General features: G+C 57.2%; 13 protein-coding genes. 11 read left to right on the top strand and 2 right to left on the bottom strand.

Annotated elements, in window-relative coordinates; translation table 11 throughout:
* Positions 1–72: 72 nt before the first annotated feature.
* Positions 73–1,638, bottom strand: coding sequence for a catalase (locus NQZ67_RS10555; RefSeq protein WP_257445473.1), 1,566 nt, complete (start codon positions 1,636–1,638; stop codon positions 73–75).
* Between the two features lie 223 nt (positions 1,639–1,861).
* Between NQZ67_RS10555 and NQZ67_RS10550 the strand changes: the two genes are divergently transcribed.
* The 9 genes from NQZ67_RS10550 (at position 1,862) to NQZ67_RS10510 (ending at position 16,043) form a co-directional block, all read left to right on the top strand.
* A complete protein-coding gene (locus NQZ67_RS10550) occupies positions 1,862–2,542 on the top strand; it encodes a tetratricopeptide repeat protein (protein ID WP_371825289.1) in 681 nt (226 codons plus the stop codon).
* A gap of 103 nt (positions 2,543–2,645) precedes the next feature.
* Positions 2,646–4,391 carry a sensor histidine kinase gene (locus tag NQZ67_RS10545; protein ID WP_257445251.1) on the top strand — a complete coding sequence of 582 codons (1,746 nt, stop codon included), beginning with the start codon at positions 2,646–2,648 and terminating at the stop codon, positions 4,389–4,391.
* A gap of 118 nt (positions 4,392–4,509) precedes the next feature.
* Positions 4,510–6,129 carry an SWIM zinc finger family protein gene (locus NQZ67_RS10540; RefSeq protein ID WP_257445249.1) on the top strand — a complete coding sequence of 540 codons (1,620 nt, stop codon included), beginning with the start codon at positions 4,510–4,512 and terminating at the stop codon, positions 6,127–6,129.
* The gene (locus tag NQZ67_RS10535) at positions 6,126–9,005 is read left to right on the top strand and encodes a DEAD/DEAH box helicase (protein WP_257445247.1); all 2,880 of its coding nucleotides are present in this window, start codon (positions 6,126–6,128) and stop codon (positions 9,003–9,005) included. Before NQZ67_RS10540 ends, NQZ67_RS10535 begins: the two co-directional genes overlap by 4 nt.
* Positions 9,006–9,012: 7 nt before the next feature.
* A complete protein-coding gene (locus NQZ67_RS10530; RefSeq protein WP_257445245.1) occupies positions 9,013–9,204 on the top strand; it encodes a hypothetical protein in 192 nt (63 codons plus the stop codon).
* A gap of 350 nt (positions 9,205–9,554) precedes the next feature.
* Positions 9,555–10,922, top strand: a complete 1,368-nt coding sequence (locus tag NQZ67_RS10525; RefSeq protein ID WP_257445243.1) for an ABC transporter substrate-binding protein — start codon at positions 9,555–9,557, stop codon at positions 10,920–10,922.
* 13 nt (positions 10,923–10,935) lie between these two features.
* Positions 10,936–12,747, top strand: a complete 1,812-nt coding sequence (locus NQZ67_RS10520; protein WP_257445241.1) for a cache domain-containing sensor histidine kinase — start codon at positions 10,936–10,938, stop codon at positions 12,745–12,747.
* Positions 12,744–14,363, top strand: coding sequence for a response regulator transcription factor (locus NQZ67_RS10515; RefSeq protein WP_257445239.1), 1,620 nt, complete (start codon positions 12,744–12,746; stop codon positions 14,361–14,363). The genes NQZ67_RS10520 and NQZ67_RS10515 overlap by 4 nt, the downstream gene beginning before the upstream one ends.
* 60 nt (positions 14,364–14,423) lie before the next feature.
* Positions 14,424–16,043, top strand: coding sequence for a glycoside hydrolase family 3 protein (locus NQZ67_RS10510; protein WP_306812802.1), 1,620 nt, complete (start codon positions 14,424–14,426; stop codon positions 16,041–16,043).
* Between the two features lie 70 nt (positions 16,044–16,113).
* Here NQZ67_RS10510 and NQZ67_RS10505 read toward each other — a convergent pair whose 3' ends face one another.
* Positions 16,114–17,253: a YfbR-like 5'-deoxynucleotidase gene (locus tag NQZ67_RS10505; RefSeq protein ID WP_257445238.1), complete on the bottom strand. Its 1,140-nt coding sequence runs from the start codon at positions 17,251–17,253 to the stop codon at positions 16,114–16,116.
* A 131-nt stretch (positions 17,254–17,384) separates the two neighbouring features.
* Here NQZ67_RS10505 and NQZ67_RS10500 point away from each other — a divergent pair, with 131 nt between their 5' ends.
* A complete protein-coding gene (locus NQZ67_RS10500; RefSeq protein ID WP_257445236.1) occupies positions 17,385–18,431 on the top strand; it encodes a DUF3231 family protein in 1,047 nt (348 codons plus the stop codon).
* Positions 18,432–18,616: 185 nt separating this feature from the next.
* Entirely contained in the window at positions 18,617–19,594 is a 978-nt protein-coding gene (locus NQZ67_RS10495; RefSeq protein ID WP_257445235.1) for a bile acid:sodium symporter family protein, read from the top strand.
* The last annotated feature ends 13 nt before the right edge of the window (positions 19,595–19,607 follow it).

Raw genomic sequence — 19,607 nt, 5'->3', positions numbered from 1 at the left:
CGGACCTGCGCATGCTTTGAAGCGCGCGCAGGTCCGTCCTTGCCCTCTAGTATTTCCGGTCGGATCGGTTCGTTAGTAGCCGTCCGTGGAATGGCCGAGCTCGGCCGACATTTCCATTCCTTCATTCGCCTGAGGCGTGCCGACATGGCCCTTGGACGCCTGGGCTTTCTTCAGCCCCTCCGCGACTCTCCGCCCGTAATCGGGGTCCGCTTCCGTGAAATGATGAATCATCCGTTCTTGAATAAACGGCGTGCAGGTGCTTAGCGCATCGACAAGGTTCCCGATCAATTCATCTCTCTCCCAATCTTCGAATTGCCGGTAGGTTTCGCCGGCCTGCTTGAAATTGTTCTGCCGGTCGATCGGCGCCCGCGTCAGCTTGGCGTTGTACTCCGGCTCGTGCGGCGCTCCCGGCCGATCCGCTTCCTTCAAGCCGCCGAGGGAAGAAGGCTCGTAGTTGATATGGGGGTTTTGCCCCGGCGCGATATCGACGTAGAACGCCATCTGCCCGTCGCGCTGATTGGTCGCCACCTTCTTCTTCGGCGCGTTGATCGGCAGCTGCAAGTAGTTGCTGCCCACGCGATAACGCTGCGTGTCGGAGTAGGAGAACGTCCGGCCTTGCAGCATCTTGTCGTCGGAGAAGTCGAGGCCGTCGACGAGCACGCCGGTACCGAAAGCGGCCTGCTCCACCTCCGCGAAGTAGTTCTCCGGGTTGCGGTTCAGCACCATCTTGCCGACAGGCAGCATCGGGAACTTGTCCGTCGGCCACAGCTTCGTGTCGTCGAGCGGATCGAAGTCGAGCTCGGGATGCTCGTCGTCGCTCATCCACTGCACCTGCAGCTCCCACTCCGGATAATCGCCCCGTTCGATCGCTTCGTACAGATCCTGCGTCGCGTGGTTGAAGTTCTTGGCCTGCAGCGCTTCCGCTTCTTTCTGCGTCAGGTTGCGGATCCCTTGCTTCAGCGGCTCCCAATGATATTTGACGAGCACGGCCGTTCCCTCGCTATTGACCCATTTGTAGGTGTTAACGCCCGAGCCCTGCATCTGCCTGTAGTTGGCCGGAATGCCCCAAGGCGAGAACAGGAAGGTGATCATATGAGTCGCTTCCGGCGACTGGGATACGAAATCGAAGAAGCGTTCCGAGCTTTGCACGTTCGTGACGGGGTCCGGCTTGAACGCGTGGACCATATCCGGAAACTTCATCGCGTCGCGGATGAAGAATATTTTAAGATTGTTCCCCACCAGATCCCAGTTGCCGTCTTCGGTATAGAACTTGGTCGCGAATCCGCGGGGGTCGCGCAGCGTCTCCGGCGAATGGCCGCCGTGGATGACGGTCGAGAAGCGGACGAACACAGGCGTGCGTTTGCCGGCTTCCTGGAACAGCTTCGCCCGGGTATACTTGGAGATCGGCTCGTTCCCTAGCTTGCCGTAAGCCTCGAAATAGCCGTGAGCGCCGGCGCCTCTGCCGTGCACGACTCTCTCCGGCACGCGTTCTCTATCGAAATGGGAGATCTTCTCGATAAAATGGTAATTTTCCAGAGTCGAAGGTCCCCGGCTGCCAACGGTCCGAATATTCTGATTATCGGTGATCGGGTGGCCCTGGCGATTCGTGAGCGTATCGGCAGTTTCGCCCGGAGCCATGTTCGCCGAATTCGGCCTGTCATCCGTTTTTGGAGGTTCGTTGTTTATCATCGCGACTTTTTTCCACCTTCGCTTAAAATTGGCAAAGCTTCCTAGCTAGTATGAGAGGCGGTCGTTTTTTTTATTCTGTCGAAACAGGAAGAATTTCCTGCAAAAGGACTCTTCGAACAAGCTCTATATGATATGATGGAACTATATGCCTTCCCATAATTTGATGAAGAAGGTGAGAATCTTGTTTAAATTTACCTTTTTGTTTCTATGGTTAAGCTGGCTGCTTGGCAACCCCATAGTGGCTATAATCGTGCTGGTTATCCTTCTCTACGCGCTCGACCGAAGGTTTGTGGGATTATCGCCAAGCCTCTGGAAGCCGCTGAAGAGAAGGTCGAGAATCTCGAAGCTGAGGCAGCAAATCGAGGCTACTCCGAGCGATGTGTCATCCAAGCAAGAGCTGGCCCGCTTGTTGATTGAAGCGAAGAAAACGAATGAGGCGCAACGGGTGCTCGAGCCTCTTCAGAACGCGCTTTCGGACTCGGCTGAATATTGGGACGATCTCGGCACCTGTTATTTGACGGCGGGCCGCGCGGAGGAAGGAGAGTCTCTCATTCTGCGCGCGCTTGGTCTTAATCCGAAGGTGAAATACGGAGCGCCTTATCTAAGGCTCGCGGCCGCGCATTCCAAGCGGAATCCGGAGAAGGCGTTGTCTTATCTGCGCGAATTCCAGGACATTCATTCTTCCTCCTGCGAAGCATATGATCGGCTTTCTTCTATTTATAAGGATTTGGGCCGGAGCGAAGACGCCAAGCGGGCTGCGGAGGAAGGCCTCCGGCTGTACAAGGCGCTGCCGAAATACAGGAAACGCTCGGAGCGGAAGTGGGCGGTCCGATTGCTGCTCAAAAAAACATAATAATTTAAGTTCAAAAAGTCTGGATGTCGATTATGCTTCTTGAATTGCCTCGTGATCAAAACCGGACTTTTTGAACTACCTCTAAAGGAGCAAGTGGTGGCAGATGCAGCGTAATGTGTGGCTAATCGCAATCAGCGTGGTGCTCGCGTTGATTCTTATCAATAATACGATCTATTATCTCCTGACGAAGCAGACGCTAGAGGAAGGACACGAGGCCGAGATGCTCCGGCTAGGCAAGCAAATCGAAATATCGGTCGAGCAGACGCGCAAGAGCTCGGCCTATTACGAGGAGCTGATCGCGAGAGAGCTTCGCGCGGTTTCCATTGCAGCCCAATACGCGCTCGATCCCGACGTGGAGAAGGTGACGGACGAACAATTGAAGGAGCTAAGCGCGAAGCTTGCGGTCGAGCATATTACGCTGCTGAAGCGAACGGAGGACGACATTCTGCTGTACCGCTCCTCGGACCCGACCCAGCCCGGCACCAGCACGAAAACCTGGAAGCCGTGGCATCAAATTTTCCAGCAGCTGCTGGATCGGGAGAGGCACGAGGAGTGGGTGGGACAATCGTTGACCGACTTCTGGAGCGGGCCGTTCGAAACGTCCTCCACGGATAAAGGAAAGGTGTACAAATGGGGCTATTATTACGACGGCACCACGAACTACATTATTGATCCCTATGTCAGCTACCAGGGGACCCAGGGAGAGTTCGACAAGATGGTCGGCGTGGAGAGGGTCGTTAACGATTTGATTCAGCGGGGCGATTCCCTGCTCGAGATCGCGATCTTCAATCCGGAGACGTTCCCCGATGGCGTCTGGTATGTGAAGGAGGCCGTCGGCAAGAAGGAGAACATGGTGCAGCGGGCTCAGCTGCACGGCCATTACAATTTGAAGTCGGACAAGGATGTCCAATCGGTTAAGCAGGCTTACGGCAGCAACGAAGTCGTGTCGTTCGACGAGAAGCTTGGGGAGCGTCATATTCATAAAATGTTTATTCCCGTCAAGAGCTCAAGCGAGGATGTCCGAATCGTGGACGAGAATGGAGAACCAATGGACAGCTATGTCCTATCGATCGTATCCGACTACAGCGATATACAGAAGAAGCTCGACAAACAATTTCTTAACTTGGGCCTTATTATTCTCTTACTTACCATTGCAAGCTTAACGATCGCGATCATCGCCATGCGATATTACAGACAATCCCGGGAGAAGGCCGTGGCCGTGACGCAAGAGACCTATACGGAGGAGATTAACAGCATGTTCAACTCGATCCGCGCCCAGCGTCATGATTTCCTGAACCACGTCCAGACGATTCATTCTCTGGCCGAGCTTAACAAGCATCAGGAGCTGGTCGCCTACACGAAGGAACTGACGGGTGATATCCAGCTGATGAACGATATTATCGATATCGGGAATCCGGCGATCGCCGCCCTGATCCGCTCCAAAATTTCGCAGGCGGAGAGCTACCGGATCCGGTTCAGCTGCAGTCTTGGCGGCTTCAAGCTTCAGGGCATGGGCGCCAAAACGCTCGATATGAACCGCGTGCTGGGCAATCTGATCGACAATGCCTTCGATGAGGTCATGAAATACGAGGAGCACGAACGCGAAGTCGTCCTGATCGGCAGCCAGTCGGAGCATGTGCTGGAGTTCGTCATTACGAATACGTGCCTGGACGCGAAGCGTCTTGCGGCCAAGCCGTTGTTCGAAGCCGGTTATTCGACCAAACGGGGCCAGCATCAAGGGCTCGGGCTTTCGATCGTGAAATCGATCGTCGACAGCTATAAGGGCGAGGTCGCGGCGTTCGCGGACGCCAAGGACCGGTTGTCGTTCATCGTCCGCATTCCGCTATAGGAGCAGCGGCAGTCTGCTTGAATCGTCATCCGACGGAACGCGTGCGTTCGTCGCGATGGCGATTTTTTGTGCTATAATAGAAAGAATGCAAACGTACGGAAGGCGGGGTGAATGGCCCATGAGTCATGGGGCGAAGCTGCTTGAAGAGCTGGAGAAGCGGATTGGAGCGGAGCTGACGGCCCCCATCGTCAAACGGGGCTACGGCTACTATCAAGAAGGCAGGGTGCAAAGCTCGCAAACGACCGTTCACCAGACATTGATGGGCGTCGTTCGCGGCTCCGACCTGTATGCGGTCGTGATGGACGCGGATCATTTCGGCTACAGCACCTGCACGTGCCCATTCGACGGGTTCTGCAAACATATGGCGGCCGTTTTTTTCCAATATTATGCGGACGAGAGAGGACGGGGAGCGGCGGAGCAGGCTTACTTCCGCATGCTGGGCTTGACGCGGGCAAGCGAAGTTGCCGCACAGCGTCCTTCCGCGCCGCCGCCGGCGGGCGCTGCCGCTCCTCCGGCCGGGCCGGAGCCTGACAGCCAGCCGCATCCGGGGGAGCGGGGCACGGCGGAGCAGTGGCTGGAGTGGATGGAAGCGGCCTACGGAGATACCTGGAAGAAGTGCCGCCACTCGCTGCATGCGCTTCAGCCCGTGTTGTCCGGCCTAAAGGGATTGTCCCGGGACTGGGAGAAGCCGGTTCAGCGCCTGCATTGGTCGACGGCGATCCTGTTCGTGCTGGAGCAGTCCGAGCGGGCCATCACAACGGTGGACAGCTTCAGCCGCTATTACCACGAGATGTCGTTCATCCGGATGGCGGAGCCGTGGATCGAGCATCTCCAGACGCTGATCGGCGAGCTGACGCCGCTTGAGATGAGCGAGGAGGAGTTGGCTTGGAGCGATGCGATCATCGGCCTCGCGAAGCGCCGGGCGCTGCTCTCCGAACGGCAGTTATTCGAATGGGGATACCTCTATCTCGCATTCTGCGAGCGATTCAGCGAGCTGGGGGAGTGGTTCCGCAGAGAGAAGATGTCCTTGCTGTCGGAGCTCGACTCGCCAAGCGCCGAAGACCGTGACGAGTCCTTCCTTCATGCGGCGCTGGGCATGCTGTACTTCTTCGAGGGAGACGATGCCCGGTCGATCGACTCTTTCGCCCAAGGCGCTTTCGAGAAGGTGCAGAAGCTGGTCTATCCATGCGTCGCGCAGAGGATGGAGTCGGGCGACTGGGAGTGGACGGAGCGGTGGATGGGCTTCTTGTACGAGAAGGTGTACGCGATCCGCAGCGCCCGCAGCATCGGGCCGTTCATGGCGCTGTGCCGGAGAGCCGACGAAGACCGGCCGGAGCAGCCGGTCTGGACGACTTATATGACGGAGCTTCTTCCTTATTCGTACGCCGAGCTGTCCGAGCATTGGCTCAGCGTCAAGCGCTACGAGGATTGGGCCGACCTGCAGCTGTTCGTGGGCGTGAAGCCGGAGGAGATCGACTCGCCGGAGCTGCGCGAAGTCGCGAAGACGGCTCCGCATACGCTGCTGCCGTTGTACCACCAATCCATCGACGCCGCGATCGGCTCCCGCAACCGGCAGGGCTACCGCCTCGCGGTGAAGCTGCTGAAGAAGCTGGAGAAGCTGTATAAAGGAACAAAGGAATCGGGCAAATGGGATGTCTATCTGGCTGAGCTCGTCGCAAAAAACCAGCGTCTGAGGGCGCTTCAGGAAGAATTGTGGAAGGGAAAAATCGTCACATGAGGACGCTTGCGAACGGTAGAGAGATGAATGTGGATGGTATCTACAGCGCGGACGGCGAAGAAGCTTGCGTGCTGCTTAGCGGAGGGGACCGAAGGGAGCAGACGGAAGGCAGGCTGCGTTCGCTTCTGTTCGCCTGGCATAAAGCGACTTGGTACGGCGTGAAGATAGAGGAAAGCAAGGCGGGGGCGCAGATGTTCCTGAAGCTGTCTCCGCTTATGGCCGTGGATTATTTGTCCGCCCCGGCACCCGTCCGGCTGCTGCGCGTCGTCTGGTCGCCGCGTCTGCGCGTTCTGATGGAGCTCGCGGGGATGATCCGGGAGATGCTTCTGAACGGATGGTTTATGCCGGACCACGCGGCTTGGACGGAGCATAAGCGCGCCTGGATGCCGGCGTTCCCGGACGGCTCGCGCGAGCTTAAGGCGCGCTGGGAGCAAGCTTTGCAGGACGCTCGGGAGAACGAATGTCCCGGCGCGGAAACGTGGCTTGGCGAGGCGATCGAGGAAATATTGGCGACCGACGCGCAGGCGGGCGCGATCTGGCGATCGCTCGGTGCGGCAGCCGGGGAAGGCGTGCTGCGGCGGAAGGGTGCGGACGAAGCGGAATGGCTAATCGCGATCGGCGTGGAGAAGGATATGCTCCCGTTCCGCGTGGCGCTCCAGCTGACGGAGCCCGAGCACGGAAGTGGCTGGCGGCTTCGGCCGGCGCTTCAGAACCGCGAAGGCGGAGCGTGGATCCCGCTGTCCGGCTCGCCGGACGTGCCGGAGCAGGAGCTGCCGGAGGAGTGGCTGCCGCTTCTGGACGATAAGCTCGCGAAGGAGGAAGCGAAGTGGCTCGCGGCCCTGCCCGCGCTCGAGGACGAAGCGTCGGCTGGCAGGCTCCGCCTTGCCTTGACCGAGCAGGAAGCGTGGACCTTCCTTGAGCATGACAGCATCGCGCTGCTCGAGGCCGGTATTCCCGTACTGCTGCCCGCATGGTGGGAGGCCGTTCGCTCCCGCAAGCTGAGACTCAAGGCCAAGATGAAAAATTCCGTCGGGTCGTCGGGCGAATCGTTGTTCGGGCTTGATCAGATCGTGCAATTCGATTGGAAGCTCGCGCTCGGCAACGTGGATCTAAGCGAAAACGAATTTCTGAAGATGGCGGAGGAGAACCGACGATTGTTCCGGATCGGGGACGAATGGGTTCATCTCGATCCGCAGGACGTCGCGCAGATCAAGCAATGGATGAAGCGGGTCGGGAAGCGCAAGGGATTGACGTTCCGCGACGTGCTGGAGATGCATCTGCGCGGCGGAACCGAGCTTGATGTGCTTGACGATCCCGAGCACGCGCTGCAAGCCGAGGTCGAGCTGAACGAGCATCTGGCCTTATGGCTGGAGCAGCTGCAGCACGTCTCCTCGATGCCGCCCGCGAGTCCGCCGGAGTGGTTCCATGGCGAGCTGAGACCTTATCAGCAGCAGGGACTGACGTGGCTGCTGTTCCTGCGGAAATTCGGCCTCGGCGGCATACTCGCGGACGATATGGGGCTTGGCAAAACGATCCAGTTCATGGCCTATCTGTCCTGCGTCCTGGAACGGGAGAAAGGAGAGGGCGGGCCGTCGCTGCTCATCTGTCCGACATCCGTCATCGGCAATTGGGAGAAGGAGCTGAAGCGGTTCGCGCCTCGCTTGAAGGCCTTGATCCATTATGGCAGCAAGCGGCTTAGAGGGGATGAGCTGGCCCAGGAAGCTCAGGAGGCCGATCTGGTTATCACCTCTTATTCCTTGGCTCAGCTGGATGAAGAGGATTTGGCGCTCGTTCAGTGGAACGCGCTGTGTCTGGACGAAGCGCAAAATATAAAAAACGTCTACACGAAGCAGTCCGGCGCCATCCGCAGGCTGGAGGCGCGCCATCGGATCGCGCTGACCGGCACGCCGATGGAGAACCGGCTGACGGAGCTGTGGTCGATCTACGATTTCGTGAATCCCGGCTATCTCGGCAGCCTGAACGATTTCCGCAGGGCGGTCGTCGCGCCGATCGAACGAACTCGGGACAAGGCGATGATCGACGGCTTGCAGCGGTGGGTGAAGCCGTTCATGCTGCGCCGGGTGAAGAAGGATCCTCAGATCCAGCTATCGCTGCCGGATAAGATCGAATCCAAAAGCTATATGACGCTGACGGCCGAGCAGGGAGCGCTCTACGAGAACATCGTCTCCGATCTGATGGAGAAGCTGGATACGCTGGACGCGATGCAGCGAAGAGGTCTCATTCTCGCGACGCTGACCAAGCTGAAGCAGCTTTGCGACCATCCCGCCCTTCTGCTGAAGGAGCGGGGGGAAGAGGCTTGGAAGGCGGACCGGTCGGCCAAGATGGCAAGGCTGCTCGAGATGTGCGAGGAGATCGCGGCGGAAGGCGAGCGCTGTCTTATTTTCACCCAATACGTAGAGATGGGCGAGCAGTTGCAAAGCATGCTGGAAGCCGGGCTTGGCATGCATGTGCCATACTTGCACGGCGGCGTGCCGAAGGTGAAGCGCGACGAGATGATCGCGTCGTTCCAATCGGAGGAAGAGAAGCGCTGCGCGTTCGTTCTCTCGCTCAAGGCCGGGGGAACCGGCTTGAACTTGACGGCGGCCAACCACGTGTTCCATTTCGACCGCTGGTGGAATCCCGCCGTGGAGAACCAAGCGACGGACCGGGCTTTCCGGATTGGGCAGACGAAGCAGGTGCAAGTGCATAAATTTATTACGCTCGGCACGCTCGAGGAGAAGATCGACGAGATGATCGAAAGCAAGCAATCGCTGAGCGAGCAGGTCGTCAGCGGCTCCGAGAACTGGATCACGGAGCTCAGCACGGAGGAACTGAAGGAGCTGTTCACGCTCCGCGAAGGCTGGCTGAAAGGATGATTAGGCAATGGCAGGAGATACGTTGAAGGAGAGAGAAGGGCGTCTGAAGCTGGAGCGCGGCCAACAGGACGCGCCCTCCGGCGAAGGCGGGGCGGCCAACGCGGAAGCGGCGGAGCCGCTCGGCCCTCCTCACGCGAACGAGCATTGGAAAGCGCTTTACGCACGGATAAGCGAGGTTACGGCGGCTTTGCGGCGTTAATTTATAATACGTTTGGATGTTCAAAAAGCCCGGTTTTCAGCACATGGGATGATGCTTACGAAGCTGCGTTTTTTCAAAACGCTGCAGAAGATTGGATGAAGCTAGGAACTGAGGAGCGGAGCGTAGTGGAGCTACGTGAGCACCGGAAGTTTCGGCTGAATTCAATATTCGATGTCGAGTATTCTTCCTGAGTGTGCTTCGTGATCAAAAGCGGGCTTTTTGAACTACCTATAAAAAAAGTAGAATAGTATCCCTTCGTTGTCGTTATTTCGACCTCCTACCGCTTGCCGGACAGGAGATATAATGGATAGGCAAGGAGAACGGAACTCTCCTTAAGGAGGCTTTGGGCGTTGAAGAAAGGATATACCCTGATTATTGTTCTTCTTGCCTTGATGACGAGCGCGACCGCCTGCGGATCATGGAGGCCGGACGAACAAGATGCCGGCGTCGTTCACGATTACCGCGAGGTGACGCTGTCTCTCCGCCATACGCAGATCAAGGAAACGAGCCAAACGCGGCTTCGCGTTCTGACGGACGTGGTGAACCAGACGATGGAGGAGAACAAGGGCGTCACGATTACCATGGAGGGCATCGACGAGAAGTTTCACCGCGACACGAAGCTGAAGCAGGAGATGGCGGCGGGCAATCCCCCCGATATATTCGAAGTGTTCGGCGGCGCGGACTTGATGCTCTACGTGAAAGCGGACCGCATGCTCGATTTGACTCCGATTCTGGAAGAGCTCGGGCTGACGGATCAATTCGCCAGTCTCGAAGAATTTACGATAAACGGCAAGGTGTACGGCATCCCGTACGGCGGTTACAGCGAAGGCATCTTCTACAACAAAAAGATATTCGCCGAGCTCGGTCTGGACATTCCGAAGACGTGGGGCGAAATGATGGCGGCCGCCGAAACGATCAAGCAGGCGAATTACGTGCCGTTCGCCATGGCGGCCAAGGATGCCTGGGTCGCGGGGATGATGTGGAATACGATCATGGAACGGTACGTCGGGATCGACGCGTTCAATCAGCTGGTAACCGGCGAGACGAAGTGGACGGATCCGCAGTTCATCAAAGGCTTCAAGGCGTTCCAGGAAATCGCGCGCAAGGATTATTTTCCGGGCGCCTCGCTCGGAATCGCCGACAACGCGCTGGGCTCCCAGCTTGTAAGGGGGCAAGCGGCGATGGTGTTCACCGGCACGTGGGACGTTAATCAATTCACGGGCGGCAACGCCGGAAGCTTGAACGGCCACATCGGTTTTTTCACGTTTCCGTCCATTCCGGAGGGGCTCGGCGATCAACGCTCGATCAACGCGTCGTACTCCAACGGCTTCGGCTTCTCCTCTACGCTGTCCGAAGATCAGGTGGAGATCGTCAAGAAGTTTATCGCGAACTTCTTCAACGAGAACGTGCAGAAGCGGGCGCTTATGGAAGATAAGCTGCTGCCGTCCATGAAGCTGTCCGACCTGTCGGGAATCGATCCGCTGATGAACGAGGTGCTGACCGTCATGTCCCAGGCGTCGAGCAGCTGGCCCGCCTTCGACGCCATCGTGCAGCCGATCGTCACCGCGGAGATCGGCGTAGGCTTGCAGGAGCTGATCGGGAGCTTGAACACGCCGGAGCAGGTGGCCGAGAATATCCAAGCGGTGCAGGACAAAGCGAACGCCGCCGAGCGTAACACCCCGGGGCTCATCACGCTGCCTGTCCAGGAAAGAAAGTAGGAGGCCACAAGGCATGAATTTAAGGCCCAAGCTGATGCTTGCCTTCATTTCGCTTATCATCATTCCCATGATCGTTCTCGGAATTTTCTCCTTCTTGAACTCCGAGACGCTGCTCGAGAAAAAATACAGCGAGCAGTCCGAGATCACGCTGAAGGCGATCGGGGGCAACATCTCGTATTTCTTCCGCGAGCTCGACCAGCTCTCGAACGGCAACGTCGTCAGCCCCGAGGTGCAGGATACGCTCAGGCAAAGCAAGCTGCCGAAGGACGACAACAGCACCCTGATTCGCATTACGCAAGCGGAGAAAGAGATGAGCCGCATCCTGTTCCAGCATCCGGCCGTCAGCTATGTCGTCCTGTACGCGGGAGACGGCACGATGTTCCGTGCGAACCGCAACGATCCGACGACGTTCAGGCCGATCGCGTTCGACGAGCTGCAGCGTCATTCCTTGTACGATGACGTCATCGAGAAGGGAGGCATGCCGCTCTGGATCGGTCCGCACGAGCAGCGGGATTTGACCGGCGTCGATCCGCCCCTCTTTACGATGCTGCGCGTCGTGAAGGAGCTCGAGTCGTTCAACGATCTCGGGATCATGGTCACGCAGTACAAGACCGAGGTCGTCAGCAGCATGCTGAAGGCGTTCCAGAATCCGGAAGACGAGTCGCAGGGCGCAAGGTATTTCATCCTGAACAGCGAAGGGCTCATCATGCTCGACAGCAATAAGCGGTATGATGGACACAGCATCGATCTGTACACGAATTCCATGCCGCAGCTTACCCAAAATTACGAGAGTGCTCGGATGAAGTTCGACGAGGTCGACAGCTTGGTGTCTTCCTATCAGCTTGACCGGAACGGCTGGATCCTGCTTTCGGTGCAGCCGTGGAACTCGCTGACGGACGAGAACGTCCGGTTCGTGCAGTGGATCGGTATGATTACGGTGCTGGGCTTGCTGTCGGCGGTGCTGTTCAACGTGTTTTTCGTCAACCGGGTCGCCAAATCGATTATTAAAGTCGTCCGCAAGATGCGTCTCGTGGAGCAGGGCTTGCTGGATATACGCGTGACGGCGCAGGGCAAAGACGAGACGGTGCTGCTGGCCAACAGCTTCAACAGCATGGTCGAGCGGATCGGGAATTTGCTCAGCGAGGTTCGGAGGGAGCAGGAGCGGAAGCAGCACGCCGAGATGATGCTCATGCAGGCGCAGATCAAGCCGCATTTCCTCTTCAACACGCTCGAGTCCATCAACGCGCTGGCCGCGCAGAACGAAGGCGGCAAGATCATGCTGATGGTCCGTCGCTTGAGCATCCTGCTTCGCACCAGCATGCATCATTCGGAAGAGATCAGCATCAAGCAGGAAATCGAGCATGTCCGAAGTTATTTGGAGATCCAGAAATATCGATTCGAGGAACTGTTTTCCTATGAATTGCACGTTCCCGAAGAAGCCTTCGATTATACGATTCTGAAGCTGACCTTGCAGCCGCTGGTGGAAAACAGCATTCAGCACGGGTTCGACGGGTACGAGGACGGACAAGGGGTTATTTCGATTCATGTAGAAGTGAAACTCCATAAGCTGGTCATCATGGTCAGCGATAACGGGACCGGCATGAATCGCGAGGTGCTTCACAAATTGTCCGAAGGCTACAACCCGTCCAGAAAAGCGCATGACGAGGCGGAAATGGGAGAACGAAGGGGCTTAGGCATCCGCAACGTCGCCGATCGCCTGCGTATTCATTACGGCCCGGAATTCGGGATGATGATATGCAGCTCCGAAGGCTGCGGCACGACCATTCGTTGCGTAATTCCGAAGAGCAGAGGTGAGGGGCTATGATAGGCAAAGTGCTCCTAGTCGATGACGAAGCACATATTACTAGAAATCTGGAGAAGGTTATTCCCTGGGAAATGCTTGGACTGACAGTAGCAGGGGTAGCCAAAAACGGCGTGGAGGCGCTGCAGCTGATGGAGAAGGAATCGATCCAGCTCCTGCTATGCGATATTCGAATGCCGGTTATGGACGGTCTGGAGCTCGTTCGGCAAATCCGCGAGAGGGAAATGCCTTGCGATATCATCATGTTGTCCGGCTATCAGGACTTCACCTATACGCGCGCGGCGATCCAATACGGCGTCAACGATTACGTCTTGAAGCCGATCCCTTACGACGAATTGACTGGTGTTATCGCCCGCGTGATGGCGGGTCAGCGCAATAAGCAGAAGCAGCTGCAGGAGGAGCAGCAGAAGCTCGGGCGGATGATCGACCTCGCCAGCGAAAAGATACTATACGACATCATTATGGATTACGCGGATTTCTCCGGCAGCCATTGGCTGTTCTCCGGCGACGAGCATCAGCTCAAGCTGCAGCAGTTCGTCATGATCGTCCTCGACCTTGACGTCAGCTCCGAATCGACGAAGGATTGGCGGGATTGGTCCGACAAGGAGCGCAAGCTGTGGAATTTCGCCGTGTGCAACGTGCTGCGCGAGAAGCTGCAGAACAACGGGCTCCACCATGCGGTCATTCAAACGCGGGACGGGGAATGGTGCGTCCTAATCGAGACGGGCAAGTCGATGTCCTTCAACGCGGAAGTCATCCAAGGCTGGGCGGAGATGCTGCTCTCGGCGGTGCGCAATCATGTGAAGCTGTCGCTGAATGCCGGCATCTATCGCCAGTTCGCCAAGGTGGAGGAGCTGTCCCAAGCGTTCAAGCTCGTTCAGATGGGTCTGCAGCTGGCGCCCGCTCACGACGCGATCACGTTCTATCCGGCCGATCAGCAAGGAACGACGGGCGCGGACCAAGCGTTCTGGGTGACCGCGGAGAAGCTGATCAGCGCGGTGAAGCGCGGCGACGGCGCGGCGGTCGACCTGGAGGTTGATAATATTTCGCGCCAGCTACAGCTTATGAATGAACAAGGCGGAGCGCGAGTGAAGCCGCTGCTGCACTTCTTCGTGCTGCATCTCATGAGGGAAATGAAGGAGATGTCCGTCTTCCCGAGAGAGCAGGAGGAGCTGCTGTGGAGAAGGCTGGATCACCGCTTCGGGATCAAGGATTTGCTGACGTTCATCCGCCAGGTTACGAATGCCGTCGCCGAACGGTCGATGGACAAGAAGAAGCAGTCCGAAAATTCGATAGCGGAAGCGAAGACGTTCCTAGACCGCAACCTGTACAGGGATCTGAGCGTTGAGGAGGCGGCGACCCACGTCGGGCTCAGCACCTCGTATTTCAGCTTGCTGTTCAAGCAAACCTTCGGGGAGACGTTCATCGAATACGTCACGCGTCAGCGCATGGAGCGCGCCAAAGGCCTGCTTGCGGAATCCCAGAAGAGCGTCGCCCAAATCGCGAGGGAAGTGGGATACGCGGAACGGCGCTATTTTACCAAAGTATTCATGAAATATACGGGCGACAATCCGTCCGATTACCGGAGCAAGTTCCAAGCGCCGGGCAAAGAAAGCTGAGCCTTGGACGAAGAGTCATAATAGCTCGTCATGGCATTCACGACATAGGGGAGGAACTGGATGATGGTTCGTAATGGGGAATGGAAGAACTGGAGCTTGAAGGAAAAGATCGGACAGTTGTTTGTTTTCGGCTTTTACGGCTATGAGCCGAACGAACAGTTTAAAGGGCTGATCGACGATTACGGTATCGGCGGCACGATCTATTTCTCGCGCAACGTGAAGGACGCGCGGCAAGTACACGGCTTGTCCAGCGAGCTGCAGCGGCTGACGCAGCAGGCCGGCAGACCGCCGATGTTCATCGCGATCGACCAGGAAGGCGGCATGGTGGCCAGGCTCGTGAACGGCGTGACGCTGATGCCGGGCAACATGGCACTGGGGGCTACGGCGTCCACGGAAGCCGCCGAAGAGACGGCGCGCATCTGCGGAGAGGAGCTGCGGGGGCTCGGCATTACGATGAACTACGCGCCTTGCATCGACGTGAACAACAACCCGGACAATCCGGTTATTAACGTCCGCTCCTACAGCGACCGCTCCGATGTCGTATCGAGACTCGGCGCGGCAGCGGTGGCCGGTTATCAATCGGCGGGCGTCGCGGCTACGGTCAAGCATTTCCCCGGACATGGCGACACGAGCGTCGATTCCCATCATGCGCTCCCTGTCCTCCCGCATGATCGCGAGCGGCTGGAGGCGGTCGAGCTGCTTCCGTTCCGCGCCGCGATCGAAGCGGGAACGGACTGCATCATGACGGCTCACGTCTGCCTGCCGGCTTTGGAGCCGAGCGGCGTGCCGTCCACGCTATCCGAGAACGTGCTGACGGGGCTGCTGAGAGGCGAGCTTGGCTACGACGGCGTCGTCGTGACGGATTGCCTCGAGATGAGCGCCATCGACGAGTTTTACGGACCGGAGCAGGGCGCGGTGAAAGCGATTAAGGCCGGCGCGGATATGGTGCTCGTCAGCCATACATTCGAGAAGCAGCGCGCGGCGCTTGAAGCAGTCGCCGCGGCCGTGGAAAGCGGCGAAATCAGCGTAGAGCGTATCGAACAATCGGTTGCGCGCATCATGCGATTGAAGGAGAAGCTGCGGCTGGAAGAACCGATTCAGCCATGGGAGCAGGTGCAAGGCGGGATCGGCACGGAAGCGAACAAAGCGGTGGCCCGCAAATGGAGCGAAGCGTCCGTCACGCTTGTCAAAGCGGAAGGCGGCGCGCTGCCTCTGAAGCGCGATGCTCAGACGCTGGTGCTCTGGCCGGACATCGTGCCGGTATCCGTGGCGGACGAGATGCTCTCGGGCGACGGCACGCTTGGCGACTTCCTTAAGCTGTACGGCGCTTCAGTCGTCGAGCGGAGGATGAACGACGAGAGCGTGCTCGAGGGCTTGGACGAGTTCGAGCAGATCGTCGTCGTGACGTACGACGCGTCCAAGCATCCGCATGAGCAGAGCATCGCGCGCGAGGCTGTCAAACGCGCCGGCGACCGCGTGGTCGCGGTATCGGTGCGCAACCCGCTCGACCTGCTGCTGTATCCGGACGTGCGAACGTACCTGGCGGTCTACGAATGCAGGCCGCTCGCTCTGTCATCCGCGGCCAAAGCGCTGCTCGGCGATCTGAAGCCCGCCGGCACGCTGCCGCTGGAAATTTCGGCGGCGTACCCGTTCGGCTGGAGCGCCTTGCCTCTTAGCTAAAACGTCGATGTAAAAAGGCTGTTCGTCGTCTCCATGTTCGGAGAGGGGCGGACAGCCTTTTTTGCGCTCGTTACTTCACAAAATGATCGTACGTCAGATCATGCAAAATATAAGCCAAGAAGAAGATCACGCACGGATTCTCGTAGGTGTGCTGGATGTGTACGAGCTGCTGATAATATTTGTCGCCGTAGTGGGGATTGTTGCGCATCTCAAGGTTGCTCTTGATAAGCGCGTCGATCTTGTCGGCGATATCGACGAGCTCGCCCTCGTACGTCGCGTCCTTGGCATGAACGAGGAAGTCGGTCAGCTCCGCGTGGAAGAAGGCGGGCATCTTCATGACCATCTGCCGGGCGACCTCCTGCTCGTATTGCTCGAACGCCTGCCGGATAACGGGCGAGGACTTCTTGATCGGAGACGCGACGTCCCCGCTCACTCCTTCGACGACGTCGTGAAGGATCGACTTGCCGATTAGACGATACAGGTCGATATCCTTGCGTCCGAACCGCTCCGACTCGAGCAAACCGTTGAACAGCGACATCGCGGCGACGCGGAATGAATGGGTAGCGTCGTTGTCCGGGATAAGATTGAAGCTGCCGCCCCACCGCTCGATCAGATCGAGGTTCAGAATATGCTGGAGAAACTGCCGCACGCCCTCGTCCTTCTCCGAATGCTCCAGCAGCCAACGCACGGACTTGCTTGCCGAACGCTCCAATTCGTCCCGCAGCTCCTCGTATTTCGCTCCGAAGACGGGACTGGAATCCCTCTCGAACTCGCGCTTGCAGAATAACATGGCATCGAATGAATCGATGCTTCGCACCAGCTGGCCGATATAGCTGTCGTCCTCGGCATTCACGATATAGTCATGGAAGCGGGGCTGCAGCGACTTGGACAGCCTGGAGACGATCTCGACGCTGACCTCGGACTCCAGCCTGCGGATGTGATCCGACAGATGTTTATCCTTTTTCGTTACGTATTTGATGGAGCCGGTTACGGTTTCGTTCAAGTCGTGCAGCAGCGCCCGGGCAACGAGCTTCAGCTTGTCCAAACCCTCGCCGAATACTTGCTCCTCGATGATTCCGGCCAGAATGGCGATGGCGGCGCAGCGGAAGCTGTGACTGGCGGCATTGTCCTTATACCGGGGAGAGTATTCCTTCCAGCGGGACACATATTGCATTTGAATGATCGCATGGGTGAATCGGCTGTTTTCCATGGGTTCCTCCCGGGTCGCCATTTTCAAATTATATTTTATTATAACTTTACCATAAGCAGCGGTTCGCTGAATATTTTCCCATCTTTCATCGCAAATTAGGAAAATGAATTTTGCTGGAGGGAGTTTTATGAATGCCATTCACGAAATTAAGTTCCTTGTTTCATTCGAATGAAGGGGCTTCAGACCTCGATCAGAAATTAACGTCTGCCGAGCAGGGGAAGCTATGGGCCTGCTATATCGGGAATACGATGTCGGTATGTGTTCTGACATACATGCTGAAGCATGTGGACGATGAAGAAATTAAGGCGATCCTGGAGCAGGCGCTGTCGTTGTGCAAGCAATTCGTTCAAACGATAAAGGAAATCTACGAAAAAGAAGGATATCCGGTACCGGTAGGCTTCACGGAGACGGACGTCAATCCTGACGCTCCACGGCTGTTCGCGGACGAGTTCTACCTCCATTATTTAAAATATCTCGGCAAAGCCGCGATAAGCCTTTACTCCATCGCCGTTCCGTTGGTAACCCGGTCCGATACCCGCCATTTCTTCACGCACTGCATCGATGCGGCCATTCATCTGTTGAACGATGTGAACGCGTTGATTATGAAGAAGGGCCAATGGACGAAGCCGCCTTTAATTCCATATCCGACGAGTGTCGATTATATTAAAAAACAAAACTATTTAAACGGTTTTTTTGGCGATGTCCGTCCTCTTCAGGCTTTGGAAATTACCCATATGTACGACAACATCGAAAACAACGCCACGAGCAAAGCCGTCCTGCTCGCGTTCAGTCAGGTTGCGACGGTCAAGCAAGCGAAGGATTATTTCCGCAGAGGGTTCGATATCGCATCCAGGCACTTCGAGACGCTGACCAAGTTTCTGCAGGACGAGAACCTGACTTCGGCTCCGTTGTTGGATCCTCTTGTCCATACGTCGACGCAAGCGCCTTTCTCCGATAAATTGATGATGTTTCACAAGCTGGATATGTTCACGGTCCGAATCCGCGCCTATGCCAACGCTCTGTCGATGAGCGCGAGGCACGACATTGCGGCGAAGTACGGACGTTTGATTCTCGAAGTAGGGAATTACGTCGAAGACGGGGCCAATATCATGATCGATCACGGCTGGATGGAGCAGCCGCCCGCTGCGGCCGATCGAGGGGCTCTGGTTCGAAAATAACGAAAAATCCCGGCGGGGCAAGCCGGGATTTTTTGGCGTTCGGCCGCTCACATTCATCTGGGAACAAGATGCCGCGTCTCGAGCCGATTATTTTAAAGGTTGATCCGTTTGGGTTAACGTAAGATAATGTAGAAGTTATGAAGGCTGCTTCAATACGTACTAGATACATAAATGAGGGATGGGAATTGCGGGAGTGGGGACTACGATTTAACCATTATTTCGAGAAATGGATGTTTCTGATCATACCGGGATCGCTTGTGCTTGGGTTCGCCGGCGCGGACGCCTTGCTGCCTTTTGTAGAGGCGGTCCCTTATCTATTCGCGTTCGTAACGCTTACGATGGCTATAGGCTGCGGGCTTCGCGAGCTCTCCGGCGTCATGAAGAAACCGGGCATCATGGGCCTTACCTTCGTCATCGCGCATATCGTGTCGCCGCTTGCGGCATACGGCGTCGGCACGGCCGTATTCGGAGCGGATTCGCCTTATGTCGTGGGCCTCGTGCTGTTCACGATCATCCCGCTCGGGGTGTCGACCGTTCTGTGGGTGGGCATGTCCGGCGGCAGCATTCCGCTCATGCTGTCGATGGTCGTGCTGGATTCGCTTCTAAGCCCGCTTGTCGTACCGGCCGGCATCCATTTCTTCTTCGATACGACGGCCCAGGTCGAGACGGGACCGATGATTCTCGATCTGATCATTATTATCGTCTTGCCGACCGTTATCGGCGTCGCCCTGCATCAGTGGTCGAAGGGCACGATCCAAGAACGGGTGAAGCCGTACACGGCGCCGGTTTCGAAGCTTTGCTTTGTCGGGGTCGTCGCGCTGAACGCCACCGCGATATCGCCGCACCTGCATCAGCTGAAGCAGGATATGGCCGTGCTGGTGCCGATCGTTGTTCTTCTGGTCGGGCTATGCTATACGCTGGGGTTCGTCGGGACCTCGTTCGCGAAGGACGGCAAAACGCAAATTACGGTATCGTACGCGACGGGCATGCGTAACATTTCACTCGGCATCGTGCTCGCGCTCGGCTATTTCAGCCCGCTGGCGGCCGTCCCCGTCGTGTTGTCCATCTTAATCCAACAGCCGATTGCGACCGTGCATCATTATATTTTACAAAAGATTAACAAACACAAGACTAGCGCTCGCGGCGGCGCGCATGTAGGATAAACGTTGGATGTTA

Source organism: Paenibacillus soyae, from assembly GCF_024623455.1.
Classification (GTDB): Bacteria; Bacillota; Bacilli; order Paenibacillales; family Paenibacillaceae; genus Pristimantibacillus; species Pristimantibacillus soyae.
The sequence above is the reverse complement of the archived record's forward strand: the minus strand, read 5'-3'. Positions and strand labels throughout refer to the sequence as shown.

Coding starts and splice junctions, on each gene's coding strand:
- NQZ67_RS10555 (WP_257445473.1), bottom strand. CDS start 1,638: ATGGCTCCGGGCGAAACTGCCGATACGCTCACGAATCGCCAGGGCCAC.
- NQZ67_RS10545 (WP_257445251.1), top strand. CDS start 2,646: ATGCAGCGTAATGTGTGGCTAATCGCAATCAGCGTGGTGCTCGCGTTG.
- NQZ67_RS10540 (WP_257445249.1), top strand. CDS start 4,510: ATGAGTCATGGGGCGAAGCTGCTTGAAGAGCTGGAGAAGCGGATTGGA.
- NQZ67_RS10535 (WP_257445247.1), top strand. CDS start 6,126: ATGAGGACGCTTGCGAACGGTAGAGAGATGAATGTGGATGGTATCTAC.
- NQZ67_RS10530 (WP_257445245.1), top strand. CDS start 9,013: ATGGCAGGAGATACGTTGAAGGAGAGAGAAGGGCGTCTGAAGCTGGAG.
- NQZ67_RS10520 (WP_257445241.1), top strand. CDS start 10,936: ATGAATTTAAGGCCCAAGCTGATGCTTGCCTTCATTTCGCTTATCATC.
- NQZ67_RS10515 (WP_257445239.1), top strand. CDS start 12,744: ATGATAGGCAAAGTGCTCCTAGTCGATGACGAAGCACATATTACTAGA.
- NQZ67_RS10510 (WP_306812802.1), top strand. CDS start 14,424: ATGATGGTTCGTAATGGGGAATGGAAGAACTGGAGCTTGAAGGAAAAG.
- NQZ67_RS10505 (WP_257445238.1), bottom strand. CDS start 17,253: ATGGAAAACAGCCGATTCACCCATGCGATCATTCAAATGCAATATGTG.
- NQZ67_RS10500 (WP_257445236.1), top strand. CDS start 17,385: ATGCCATTCACGAAATTAAGTTCCTTGTTTCATTCGAATGAAGGGGCT.